Genomic DNA, 12,597 nt, shown 5'->3' on the forward strand with positions numbered 1-12,597 from the left:
GACCATGACCACCCTCCCCGCGGGCTCCCCCGACGTCCCCGCCACCCCCGCGACCGACACCGCGACCGCCGCCGCGACCGGCTCCGCCGCCGGCACCGCGGCTCCCGGCACCGCCACATCCGCGTCCGGCTCTGGGCCCGCGCTCATCTACGGGATCGACGACAGGCCGCCGCTCGGCCGCAGCCTGCTGCTCGGCGCCCAGCAGGTCCTGGTGTCGAACGTCTGGCTGGACGCGCTCTTCATCGCCGGCGTCGGCGGCCTGTCCGCCGGGCTCGCGACCTCCCTCGTCACCATCACCTTCCTCGCCGCCGGGCTGACAACGCTCGTGCAGACGCTCAGGCTGGTACGGCTGCCGATCGTCGAGGGCCCGTCGTCGGCGTTCGACGCGATGGCCATCTCCGCCGCGCGGTCCGGCTCCCTCGCCGTCGCGAGCACCGGCCTGATCATCGCGGCGGCGATCGTGCTGCTGGCCTCGGTGACCGGCGTCCTGCACCGCATCCGCTCGGTCTTCACGCCCGCCGTGACCGGAACGGTCCTGGTCCTGGTCGGGCTGCTCCTGGCGCAGTTCACGTTCCTGGAGTTCTTCGGCGGCGACACCGCCTCGCCGGACTTCGCGACCCCGGCCACGCTCGGCCTCGCGCTGGCGACGACCGTGACCGTCGTCGTCTGCGGGTACCTGCTGCCGGGCGGGCGGGCGCGGACCGTGTCGTTCCTCGTCGCGCTCGTCGTCGGCGACCTGCTGGCGCTGGCGGCCGGACGGCTGGACTTCGCGCAGGTCGGCAGGGCCGCCTGGTTCGCGCTGCCGGATCCGCTGCCGTACGGCGCGTTGTCGTTCGACCTCGGCGTCACGGTCGTCATGACGGTCATCTTCCTGGCCGCGGTCGCGGAGGCGATCGGCACGTACCAGGCCGTCGCCGAGCTGACCGGCGAGGAGCTGACCGGCCGGCGCCTCAGCGGGGGCGTCGCCGGCGAGGCGGCCGGATCGATGGTGGCCGGGTTCTTCGGCGGCTTCGGCACGACCGCCTACGCGCAGAACCTGGGCCTCATGAAGCTCACGCGGGTCGCCAGCCGCCACACCGTCCGGATCGCGGCCGTCATGATGATCCTGCTGGCCTTCTCCCCGAAGGTCGCCGCCGTACTGGTCGCGACCCCGGCGCCGGTCGTCGGCGGGCTCTTCCTGCCCGCCGCCGCGACCGTCGTCTTCAGCGGAGTCTCCACGCTCGGCCGCATCGGCCGCGACGACGAGCGCAGCGCCCTGGTCGCCGCCGTCGCGCTGATGGCGGGGCTGGGCGTTCCCGCGCTCGGCGAGCCGCTGCTGAAGGCCCTGCCCGGCACGCTCGCCGACCTCACCTCGCAGGGCATCGTCGTCGGCACGGTGACGGCGGTCGTCCTGCAACTGCTGCTGGTGAACGCGCCGTCATGGCGGCCGAGGGGCACGCGCCCGGCCGACCGGTCATGACCGGGAGGTGTCCATGCCCCTCCCGGTCACCGGCCTTTCCCGGTGCCTGCCCGGCGCTACCCGATCTTGGCCGTGGTCGAGGGCCCCAGCAGGACGAACTTCCCGTCCTTGACCTGGTAGACGTACGTCACGCCGTCGGTGAGCCGCCCCTGGCCGTCGAACCGGATGCGCTGGGCCACGCCCTGGAGGTCGATCGTCCGCAGGAAGGTGTTGATCGCCTCCGCCGACGTCGCTCCCGAGGCGACCGCGTGGACGAGCGATCTCGTGGCGTCGTAGGTCTCGGGGCCATGGAGGCCCGGCCGCGCGCCGCCGTTCGCCCTCGCGTACCGCGTCCGGAAGTCGGCGAAGGCCTTCGGCAACCCTGTCGTCCCGTAGCCGACGTCCAGGCACGAGCAGACGAGCAGCGTGCCCTCCGCGGCCTTGCCGCCCGCCTCCCTGATGAACCGGCCGTCCAGCGCGTTGTCGGTGAGGACGAAACGCTCGGTGAATCCGTCCTTGCGGGCCTGCCTGATGAGGGCACCTGCCGCGTCGGGAGAGCCGCCGTAGAACGCCCCCCGCACCACGCCGCCCTCGTTCAGCCGTGCCACGGCCCCCGCGAAGTCCTCGGGTTCGGGATCGTTCGACGTGGTGACGGTGATCTCCCTGACCTTCTCGCCCGCCTCCTTGCGCGCGTGGGCGGTGAACACGTCGGCGGCGGCCCGGGTCACGGGCTGCTCGTCTTCCAGGACCGCGATCTGCTGCGTGCCGTACGGGTCGTACCGCCAGCCGGCGAGCGGCACCGCGGCGCGCACCGCCTGGGCCGCGTCGGGAACCGCGGCGTGCCGGTACCTCCAGCCCTTGGTCGCCAGCTCCGCGTTCGTCGCCGCCGGGGAGACGCTGGGCAGCTTGAGCTGCTCGAGCGTCGGCCCGCTCGCCATGCTCTCGCCGGAGAACAGCGGCCCCACGACCGCGACGAGCCCCTGCCCCGCGATCCGGGACGCCGCCGCGTACGCGAGCGCCGGGTCGCTCTGGGTGTCGATGGGAACGAGATCGACGCGCGTCCGCGCGTTGCCGGCATTGTGTTCCGCGACCGCCAGCTTCGCCCCCGCCATCATCGACGCGCCGTCCTTCGCCCACCTCCCGGTCAGCGGCGCCATCACGCCCACCTTGACCGCGGCCGGAGCGCCTCCGCCGGACGAACCGCCGCCCTTGTCAGGCCGGAACACCGCGAACGCCACCGGCACCGCCACGGCGAGCCCCACCAACGCCACCGGCACCGTCGCCAGAACCCAGGGCCGCCGCCGACCCCCCGCACGCGGCGGCGGGGTGGGCCCCGGCAGCCCAGGCTCAGCCCCCGGACGCACGGACTGAGACCCGGAGAACCCAGCTCCGGGCCCCGGGCGCGCAGGCTCACGTTCCGGACGCGCGGCCTCAGGCCCGGGAGGCACAGACCCGGGCCCGGGGGACACAGGCTCCTGCCCCGCAGGCCCCGGCTCAGGTCCCGGGCGCGCAGGCTCAGGTCCTGGGTGCGGTGGGGCGGGGCGCGAAGGTGAAGGCCCGGGGTCCGGCGGCGCGGCTTGGGACTCCAGGCGGGCGGGTTCGGGGCGGGTCTGGTCCGCGGGCGAGGGCCGGAGGGGGGTGACCGCCGTGGAGACGACCTCGGCGCCGCGTTCGAGGGGGTCGGTCCCGGCGGGGAGTTCGGCGCCGATCTGGGCGAGCAGGCGGAACAGCACGTCGGAGGCGGACGGGCGGAGGGCCGGGTCCTTGGCGAGGCAGGCGGCGACGAGTTCGGCGAGCGGGGCGGGCAGCGCGCTCAGGTCCGGCGGCGCGTTCAGGACGCGGTGCATCACCGCCGGAATCGAGTCGCTGCCGAACGGCGCGCGGCCGCCGGCGGCGAAGACCATCGTCCCGCCCCAGGCGAACACGTCGGCGGCGGGCCCGACGGTGTCGGCCGCCACCTGTTCGGGCGCCATGTAGGCGGGCGTCCCGACCGTCTGGCTGGTCATGGTGAGGGCCGCGGAGTCGAGGGCGCGGGCGATGCCGAAGTCGATCACCCGGGGCCCGCCGAAGCCGATCAGGACGTTCTGCGGCTTGAAGTCGCGATGCACGATCCCGGCGCGGTGGATCGCCACCAGCGCCGTCGCCGTGCCCACCGCGAGGCGCATGAGGTCGCTCTCCCCCATCGGCCCGTCGCTCCGCACGTGCTCGCTGAGCGACTCGCCGCGCACGAACTCGCTGACGATGTACGGCCGGTCGCCGAGCATGTCGGCGTCCAGCACCCGCGCCGTGCAGAACCCCGAGACGCGTTCGGCGACCTCCAGCTCCCGGATGAACCGCCGCCGCGCCTCGGCGTTCCTCCCGAGCCGCGAATGCAGCAGCTTGACCGCGACGTCACGCCCGTGCTCGTCGCGTCCGAGGAAGACGGCGCCCTGCCCGCCCTCACCGAGCCGTCCGACCAGCTCGTACGCACCCGCGCGCCGCGGATCGTCGGGCTCCAGGGGCTCGGCCATCGGCATCCTCCCGGCGGGATCAGGACCGTGCTTCATCGATATGACGCTTCCCGAAAGATCTCAGCTGGCCGCCCCTCCGGGAAGCCCCAGGTTCTCGTCGGTCAGCTCAGCTTCGCCGTGGCGGCGGGCCCGAGCAGGGTGAGCTTCTGGCCGCGCACCTGGTAGGCGTAGCTGATGCTGTCGGTGAGCTGGCCCTGCTCCTTGAACCTGATCCGCTGCGTCACCCCCGGCTCGTCGATGTCGCCCAGGTACAGGTTGATCTCCGGTCCGGTCAGCTTGCCCGCCTTCACGGCGGCGAGGATCGCGGTCATCGCGTCGTACGACTCGGCGGCGTACGTGCCCGGCTTGGCGCCGTCGTTCGCCTTCGCGTAGTTCGACATGAAGTCCGTGAACGCCTTGGGCATCCCCGTGGTGCCCTGCCTGGCGTCGACGCACGAGCAGGTGATCAGGGTGCCCTCGGCGCCGCCGCCCGCCAGATCGACGAGCGTGGGGTCGAACGAGCCGTCGCCCAGCACGAACCGTCCCTTGAATCCCTCCGCCCTGGCCTGCTTGATCAGCGCCCCGGACTGCGGGTAGTAGCCGCCGTAGAAGACGACCTCGGCGGTGCCGAGACTCTTGACCACGGCGGACTGGTCGGTGCGGTTCGGGTCGTCCTTCAGCTTCAGCGTGGCCCGCCGGACCTTCCTGGTCAACGGCGGCGCCTGGATCCGGGTCGCGAAGACGTTGGCTGCGGTCTGCGCCCACTCGTCCTTGTCGTCGTCCAGCACCACGACCGTGGCGGACCGGGTGGACGTCTTGGCGGCGAGCTGGGCCAGGGCGTTCACCGCCTCCTCCCCGTCGGGGACCAAGGTGTGCCAGTACTTCCAGCCCTTGGTCGCGAGTTGCCCGGCGGCCGCCGACGGCGAGATCGCGGGGATCTTCTGCTGCTCCAGCGTGGGCATCGCCGCCTGCGTCTCGCCGCCGAGCATGGGCCCGACGACGGCGGCGAGCCCGGTCGCCCGCCGTGCGTTCGCGGTGGCCTGGGCGGGAGTGCCGTCGCCGGAGTCGACCGGGACGAGCTCCACCCTCGTCCGGGGGTCGGCGGCGTTGTGCCGGTCGACCGCGAGCCTGGCGCCAGCCAGGGCGGACTTGCCGAACGACTCGTTCAGCTCCCCCGACATGGGCGCCATCACCCCGACCCGGATGGTCCCCCCGCCTGCCCCGGCCGCCCCGCCGCCCCCGCCCTTGTCGTCGTCCGGGAGGAACTGGATGACCGCCGTGGGCACGGCGATCGCGAGCGACACCAGCGCCACCGGCAGCCCTATGGTCAGGAGCCGCCGCCGTGACCGCGCCGCACCACCCCCCGCCGGCTGCGTCGCCGCCGCCTGCCGCCCAAACCCCCCAACCTGCCCCGGCGCCCCCGCCTGCCCCGAGGGCACCGCCTGCCCGTACGGCCCGGCCTGTCCGTACGGCCCCGCCTGCCCAGAGGGTGAGGCCTGCCCGGAGGACGCCCCTTGCGCGGAGGCCGCTCCTTGTCCGGAGGACGGTGCCTGCCCGGAGGACGCGACCTGCCCGTACTGCGCGGCCGGGGAAGGCGCAGCCTGCCCGAACGCTGCCACCTGGCCCGGAGGCGCAGCCTGGTCATAAGGCGAGGGCTGGCCGGAGGGCGCGGCCTGCCCGAACGCTGCCGCCTGGTCTGGGTGCGCGACCTGGCCGTACGGCGCGGGTTGGCCGGGGGGCGGCGGTTGGGTGAAAGGGCCTGGGGGTGTCGTCTGCGGGGGTGGGGCGGGTGCCGAGGACGGGAATTGGGCGGTGTCGGCGCTGGTCATCGCGTCCGCGCCGCGTTCGACCGGGTCGGTCCCCGCCGGGGGCTCGGCGCCTGCCAGGCCCAGCAGCCGGTAGAGCACGTCCGAGCTGGACGGACGCCGCGCCGGGTCCTTGGCCAGGCAGGATCCGACGAGATGGGCGAGCGGGCCGGGCAGGGCGCTGACGTCCGCCTCGGCGTGCAGGACCCGGTGCATGACCGCCGGGATGGAGTCTCCGCCGAACGGCAGGCGTCCCGTCGCGGCGAACACCATCGTGCCGCCCCACGCGAACACATCGGTCGCGGGCCCGATCGCGGCGCCCGCCACCTGCTCGGGCGCCATGTAGGCGGGCGTGCCCACCACCTGGCTGGTGATCGTGACCACCGAGGAGTCCAGTGCCCGCGCGATCCCGAAGTCGATGACGCGCGGACCGCCAGGCCCGATCAGCACGTTCGGCGGCTTGAAGTCGCGGTGCACGATCCCGGCCCGGTGGATGGCCACCAGCGCGGTCGCCGTCCCGATCGCCAGGCGCATCAGGGCCCCCGGGTCGAGGGGCCCGTCCTTCTTGACGACCTCGGTCAGCGACGGCCCGGAGACGAACTCGCTGATGATGTACGGCTGGTCTCCCTGAACGTCGGCGTCCAGCACCCGAGCCGTGCAGAATCCGGAAACCCGTTCCGCGACCTCCAGCTCCCGGACGAACCGCCGCCGGGCCTCCTCGTCCCGCCCGAGGCGGGCGTGCAGCAGTTTGACCGCGACGTCGCGCCCCTGCTCGTCGCGGCCGAGGAAGACGGCGCCCTGCCCGCCCTCGCCGAGCCGTCCGACCAGCTCGTACGCACCCGCCCGCCGGGGATCGTCGGGCAGCAGGGGCTCGGCCATCGGCAACCTCCGGGAGATCAGGCTCGCGCGTCACCGATATGACGCTCCCCGCAAGATGTCAGTTTGCCGCGTTCGCCGTCTTTCGAACGATCCGGTTAACCCTGCCGAATCTGCTCCGCGAGCCGCCTGAACGTGTCACGCGGCAGCAGCAGAACGCCGCCGTCCGGGTCCTTGCTGTCACGCATGGCAACGATGCCGGGCTGCGAAGCGACCTCAACACAGTCACCACCGTTGTCGGCGCTGTGGCTGGACTTGCGCCAGACCAATGCGAGCTCGACGCAGTTTCCGCCGTTGTCACCGCTGCGACTGGCCTTGCGCCACCGGGCACCGCTCAGGTCCATCTCTCCACCTTGATCCTCTCGATGCGTTCGAGCGACTGGTCGACGGGGAGGGCGAGCGAACGGATCGCCTCGAACCTCTCGGAGGCTGTCCGCAGGTCCTTGGGCTCGCCCGTGGTGATCCCGCGAACGGCCGTCTCCACGTACGCTACCTCGCTCCGATCCTCCAGTGTCGCGAGCACGAACGAGCCTGCGACACCGCGATGGCGCCGTGACGGCACGACATGGATGTTGACGTTCTCAGACGCCGACGCGAGCAGATGCTCGAGCTGCTCGCGCATCACCTCCGGACCTCCGACGTCCCGTAGCAGCGCCGCCTCGTCCAGCAGGCAGATCAGCATCGGCGGCACGGGATCTTCCCGGGTCAGGATGCTCTGCCGTGCCATGCGTGCGGTCACGGTCGCCTTGTCGCCGTAAAGCAGGTCCGTCGCGTACGCCTCCGTCTGCAACAGTCCGTAGATCAGCGCGAGTTGGAACGAACGGAGCGCGATCGCCTTTCGTTCGTGTTCGGGCCAGTCGAACCATGGTGGATAGATGCTCTCCTTCAGGAGCCCGTCCCAGAGGCGGACGATCGCGCCGCCCGCGTCCAAGGCCTTGTCGATACGGACGGCGAACGCGCGGAGCGGCATCTCGGTCGCGCGCTCGACCGCGCCCACGTACGAGCCGGTGTAACCGGCGCGCGAGCCGAGCTGGTCGAGCGACAGCTCCACGCCCTCGCGGCGGTCCTGGTTCGAGATCGAGGCGGCCTGGCCGCGCGACGCCGAGCCGATCACCGGACCACGGGCCTCCGCCGCCACCGAGGCACCGCCGTCGGCCGCCGCCGAGGTCACCGGATCGATGCCGTGCTCGAGTTTCCGAGGAACGTGAACGCGCCGCCGCGCACCTGGTAGGCGTAGGTGACGCTGTCGGTGAGCTGCCCCTGCTCCCGGAACCGGATGCGCTGGGTCACGCCCGGGGTGTCGATGTCGCGGAGATAGGCGTTGATCTCCTCGCCCGTCGTCCTGCCCGCCTTGATCGCCGTCAGCACGGCCGTCATCGCGTCGTAGGTCTCGGGCCCGAACCGCGCCGGCGTACGTCCTCCGTTCGCCGCCTTGAACCGGGCCAGGTAACCGCTGTATCCCAGCGGCGTGCCCGTCGCGCCCGCCGGGGCGCTCAGGCAGGAGCATGCGATCACCGTGCCCTCGGCCGGGCCCCGGCCCGCCAGCTCGACGAAGGTCTCGGTGAACGACCCGTTCGTCAGGTAGAAGCGCCCCTTGAACCCCATCGCCCGGGTCGCCTTCACGACCCGCGCGGTCGTGTCGAAGATGCCGCCGAAGAAGACCGCGTCCGCCCTGGATGCGACGATCTTCCGGGCGGCGGCCGTGACCTCGGACTCCAGTGGCCCGGCGACCGGCAGCTTCACCGTGACGCGGACGACCTCCTTGTCCTGCGGAGGGGCCTGCACGCGCGTCGCGAACACGTTCGCCGCGTACCCGGCGTCCTCCTGCCCGTCGTCGACGACCGCGAACCGCGCCGCCTTCGCGTCACGCCCGGCGAGGACGGCCAGCGCCCCCACCGCCTCGTCCGCGATGGGCACCATCGTGTGCCAGTACTTCCAGTCCTGGCTCGACACCGCCGGCCCGACCGCCGAAGGGGAGACGACCGGGATCTTGGCCTCGTTCAGGATGGGCACCCCCAGCGCGATCTCATGCCCGTACGTCGGCCCGACGACCGCCACCGGCCCCCGCGCGACCGCCGAGCGTGCCACCGACGGCGCCTGCCCCGGCTCCGCACTGCTCGCGATCTGCACGAGCTGCACCCGCGTCCGCGGATTCGTCGCGTTGTGCTCGTCCACCGCCAGCCGCGCGTTGGGCAGCTCGTCGAACGTCCCGTTCAGCGGCGCCATCAGAGCCACCCGCACGGTCCCCGTGGCGGACGCGCCGCCCCCGCCTCCCCCGCCCCCGTCCCCGTTCCCACTGCTGAGCAGCAGAACGGCGATGATCCTCGGAATGGTGATCAGGATCGCCACCAGCAGCACGAGCCCGACCGGCAGCCCGACCAGCAGCAGCCTCTTCCGGGTCGGCGACAGCCGGTGCGGCACCACCGCGGGAGGCCCGCCCGTCATCACCGCCGCCCCGCGTTCGACCGGATCCACCCCCGCCGGCGGCTCCGCGCCCACCTGTCCCAGCAACCGGTAGAGCACCTCCGAACTGGACGGCCGCCGCGCCGGATCCTTGGCCAGGCACGCCCCCGCCAGCCAGGCCAGCGGCGCGGGCAGCGCGCTCACGTCCACCTCGGCGTGCAGCACCCGGTGCATCACCGCCGGGATCGAGTCACCCCCGAACGGCGACCGCCCCGTGGCCGCGAACACCATCACGCAGCCCCACGCGAAGACGTCCGCCGCGGGCCCGATCGCACCCCCGGCCACCTGCTCCGGCGCCATGTAGGCAGGCGTCCCCACCACCTGGCTCGTCACCGTCGACGAGTCCAGCGCCCGCGCGATCCCAAAGTCGATCACCCGCGGCCCGCCCGGCCCGATCAGCACGTTCGGCGGCTTGAAGTCCCGGTGCACGATCCCGGCCCGGTGGATCGCCACCAGCGCCGTCGCCGTCCCGATCGCCAGCCGCATCAACGCCCCGGCGTCCAGCGGCCCCTCGTCGCCGACCACCTCCGTCAGCGAGGGCCCCGGCACGTACTCACTGACGATGTACGGCTGATCCCCCTCCACGTCCGCGTCGAGCACCCGCGCCGTACAGAACCCCGAAACGCGTTCCGCGACCTCCAGCTCCCGCACGAAACGCCGCCGCGCCTCCTCGTTCACCCGCGCGTGCAGGAGCTTGACCGCGACCTCCCGCCCCTGGGCGTCCCGCCCCAGGAAGACCGCCCCCTGCCCGCCCTCGCCAAGCCGCCCCACCAGCTCGAACGCCCCCACCCGCCGAGGGTCGTCCTCGAACAACGGCCCACTCATGGGACCACTCCCTCAAACCCACCGTCACATCCCGCCAAGCCTCACCCATCCCTCCTCCAATTGCCCCCATAACCCAACAACTCGCCCGCCCGGCTCAGCGCACGACCGCACCGGACGGCTCCGCGGCGGGCTCGCCCGTGCCGCCGGCCGACCTCCCGGAGCGGGGAACCGCCAGGTACGACAGCGCCAGACCGCACGCGCCCAGCACCGCGCCTGCCAGGCCCGTCCAGCGCAGCCCGCCCGCCGCCACGATCGCCCCGCCGATGACCGACCCCGCCGCGGCCCCCAGATTGAACGCCCCCACGTTCACCGCGACCGCCAAGGTGGGGGCCGCGGCGGCGTACCGCAGGATCAGCCCCTGGAGCGGCGCGATCGTCGCGGTGGCCACCAGGCCCAGCATCAGCACGGCGGGCACCGCCGACGGCTTGGCCATCGCCGCCACCGGGAACAACGCCAGCACCCCGGTCAGGCCGCCGAACACCCCGCGCACCGTGCCGCCGAGCGAACGGTCGCTGAGCCGCCCGGCGACCAGGTTGCCGGCGAAGCTGCCGGCCCCGTAGGCCAGCAGCAGCCCCGACACCATCGGCGCGCCGAAGCCGCTCACCTCGGTCAGCAGCGGCGCGATGTAGGTGAACACCGTGGACACCCCGGCGAACCCGACGGCGGTCGTCGCGACCGTCAGCAGCACCGGCCGCCGCGTCACCACCCGCAACTCCCGCCTGATACCCGCGGACGAGGACTCCTGCCGCGGCAGCACCACCGCCAGCAACACCGTGCTCGCCACCGCCAGCCCCGTGAGCACCACGAACGGCGTCCGCCACCCGGCATGCTCGCCCACCAGCGCCCCCAGCGGTACCCCCAGCAACGTCGCCACGGTGAAACCCGAGACCACGAAGGAGATCGCCGACCCGATCCTGCCCTCCTCCACCACCCGCGTCGCGGTCACCAGCGCCAGCGCCAGGAACCCCGCATGGCTCAGCGACGACACCACCCGCCCCGCGATCAGCACCTCGAACGAGGGCGCGAACGCGCTCACCCCGTTCCCGAGGGCGAACACCACCATCAGCCCCAGGGCCACTCCCTTGCGCGGCAGCCGCACGGTCGCGACCGCCACCAGAGGCCCGCCGATCACCACTCCCAGCGCGTACGCGGTGACCGCCTGCCCGGCCGTCCCCACCGACACCCCGAGGTCCGCCCCCACCTGCGGGAGCAGCCCGGCGACCAGAAACTCACACGTCCCGACGACGAACACGCTCGCGGACAGGGCCACCAGAATCACGAAGCTCTTCCTCATGACCAGGGACGCTAAAGTCTCACATGCATGTCAGAGTCAACCCCCAGTGAGCGAGGCCACATGAGAATCGGCGAACTCGCCCGCCGCACCGGAGTCAACGAACGCCTGCTGCGCTACTACGAGGACCAGGGCCTCCTGCACCCGACCCGCCGCCCCAGCGGCTACCGCGAATACACCGAGACCGACGTCGAGACCGTCCACCGCATCCGCCACCTCCTCGCCGCCGGCCTCAGCACCGCCACCATCGCCACCGTCCTGCCCTGCCTGACCGACGGCCTCGCCCCCACCTGCCCCGACCTGATCGCCGACCTCCGCCGCGAACACGCCCGCATCACCGCCGCCATCACCACCCTCCAGACCTCCCGCACCCTCCTGGAAGCCGTGATCGACACCCCTCTCAAACCCTGACCCCCGAGGCATACATGGACCCCATGCGCACGCTCGGCTGGGACGATGCCGCCTGGCTCAACCCGCCCCAGGCCACCACCACGGACGGCACGGACCTCATCGTCACCACCCGCGAGCGGACCGACTTCTGGCGCACCACCGCCTACGGCTTCGTCCACGACGACGGCCACGCCCTCCTCACGGCCTTCCCCACCGAGTCCGCGATCGAGGTGACCTTCCTGGCCCGCTTCGACACGGTCTACGACCAGGCAGGCCTCATGATCCGCGTCGACGAGCAGACCTGGATCAAGGCCGGCGTCGAGCTGACCGACGGCCTCCCCCACCTCGGCGCCGTGGTCACCCACGGCCGCTCCGACTGGTCCCTGTCCCCCGTCCCCGACTGGAACGACCACCTGGTGACCATCCGAGCCAGCCGCTCCGGCGACGCCATCACCCTGAGAGCCCGCACCCCACAGTCCCCCTGGCGAACGGTCCGCCTAGCCCCGCTCTCCCCCGACGCCCCCGCCCAAGCCGGCCCCTACTGCTGCTCCCCCCAAAGCACCGCCCTCCAAGTCCGCTTCACCAGCTTCGCTCTGGGCCCGGCCGATCCGACCCTCCACACCCCATCAGGGTGACCCGTACGGCAACTGGCGGTGCCGGTGCGTCCAGAAAACTCCAGGCCACACCAGACACCGCCAGCCCTCACGCCCGTCAGTCGAAGAGCTGCTCCGCCGTCTCGACGGTCACGGCCCGGTCCAGCCACACGTCGAGCTGCGCCTCGTCCGTGCAGCCCAGGATCCGCTCGCGCGCCGCGTCCGAGACACAGATGCCACGCCCACGCAGCACCTTGACGATCGACTTGGCCTCCCCGCTGACCTCACCACGCGCCACGCCGCGGATCTCGTGCTTCTTGGCGAAGTCGCTCGGGTCCGTCAAGATAACGGTGTAACTCGATCTTGATGGTTCTACTTGCGTGCGGCGGCCAGGCGGCCTTCGAAGGCGATCTCGAAGGCGTTCAGA

10 protein-coding genes are annotated in these 12,597 nt (G+C 72.7%); 3 read left to right on the forward strand and 7 right to left on the reverse strand.

What is annotated here, in order from left to right; genetic code table 11:
- The first annotated feature begins 4 nt into the window (after positions 1–4).
- Positions 5–1,459: a solute carrier family 23 protein gene (locus ABZ810_RS44855; protein WP_358413915.1), complete on the forward strand. Its 1,455-nt coding sequence runs from the start codon at positions 5–7 to the stop codon at positions 1,457–1,459.
- Positions 1,460–1,515: 56 nt separating this feature from the next.
- Here ABZ810_RS44855 and ABZ810_RS44860 read toward each other — a convergent pair whose 3' ends face one another.
- The 6 genes from ABZ810_RS44860 to ABZ810_RS44885 all read right to left on the reverse strand — a co-directional run bounded on the left by ABZ810_RS44860 (position 1,516) and on the right by ABZ810_RS44885 (position 11,190).
- Positions 1,516–3,948 (reverse strand): ABC transporter substrate-binding protein, encoded by a 2,433-nt coding sequence (locus tag ABZ810_RS44860; protein WP_358413918.1) that lies wholly within the window; start codon positions 3,946–3,948, stop codon positions 1,516–1,518.
- Positions 3,949–4,049: 101 nt separating this feature from the next.
- A complete protein-coding gene (locus ABZ810_RS44865; protein ID WP_358413921.1) occupies positions 4,050–6,611 on the reverse strand; it encodes an ABC transporter substrate-binding protein in 2,562 nt (853 codons plus the stop codon).
- A gap of 95 nt (positions 6,612–6,706) precedes the next feature.
- Positions 6,707–6,952, reverse strand: a complete 246-nt coding sequence (locus ABZ810_RS44870) for a DUF397 domain-containing protein (RefSeq protein WP_358413924.1) — start codon at positions 6,950–6,952, stop codon at positions 6,707–6,709.
- Entirely contained in the window at positions 6,943–7,779 is an 837-nt protein-coding gene (locus ABZ810_RS44875) for a DUF5753 domain-containing protein (protein ID WP_358413927.1), read from the reverse strand. The genes ABZ810_RS44870 and ABZ810_RS44875 overlap by 10 nt, the downstream gene beginning before the upstream one ends.
- On the reverse strand, positions 7,776–9,896 hold the full coding sequence (locus tag ABZ810_RS44880) for a bifunctional serine/threonine-protein kinase/ABC transporter substrate-binding protein (RefSeq protein WP_358413930.1): 2,121 nt from the start codon (positions 9,894–9,896) through the stop codon (positions 7,776–7,778). Before ABZ810_RS44880 ends, ABZ810_RS44875 begins: the two co-directional genes overlap by 4 nt.
- Before the next feature lie 94 nt (positions 9,897–9,990).
- The gene (locus ABZ810_RS44885; RefSeq protein ID WP_358413933.1) at positions 9,991–11,190 is read right to left on the reverse strand and encodes an MFS transporter; all 1,200 of its coding nucleotides are present in this window, start codon (positions 11,188–11,190) and stop codon (positions 9,991–9,993) included.
- Between the two features lie 60 nt (positions 11,191–11,250).
- Between ABZ810_RS44885 and ABZ810_RS44890 the strand changes: the two genes are divergently transcribed.
- Together ABZ810_RS44890 and ABZ810_RS44895 are read left to right on the forward strand one after the other, a co-directional pair.
- On the forward strand, positions 11,251–11,598 hold the full coding sequence (locus ABZ810_RS44890; RefSeq protein ID WP_358413936.1) for a MerR family transcriptional regulator: 348 nt from the start codon (positions 11,251–11,253) through the stop codon (positions 11,596–11,598).
- A gap of 23 nt (positions 11,599–11,621) precedes the next feature.
- The gene (locus tag ABZ810_RS44895) at positions 11,622–12,212 is read left to right on the forward strand and encodes a DUF1349 domain-containing protein (RefSeq protein WP_358413939.1); all 591 of its coding nucleotides are present in this window, start codon (positions 11,622–11,624) and stop codon (positions 12,210–12,212) included.
- Between the two features lie 76 nt (positions 12,213–12,288).
- Here the strand turns inward: ABZ810_RS44895 and ABZ810_RS44900 are convergent, their stop codons facing one another.
- Positions 12,289–12,513: a hypothetical protein gene (locus ABZ810_RS44900; protein WP_358413941.1), complete on the reverse strand. Its 225-nt coding sequence runs from the start codon at positions 12,511–12,513 to the stop codon at positions 12,289–12,291.
- Between the last annotated feature and the right edge of the window lie 84 nt (positions 12,514–12,597).

Source organism: Spirillospora sp. NPDC047279 (assembly GCF_040643285.1).
Lineage (GTDB): Bacteria > Actinomycetota > Actinomycetes > Streptosporangiales > Streptosporangiaceae > Spirillospora.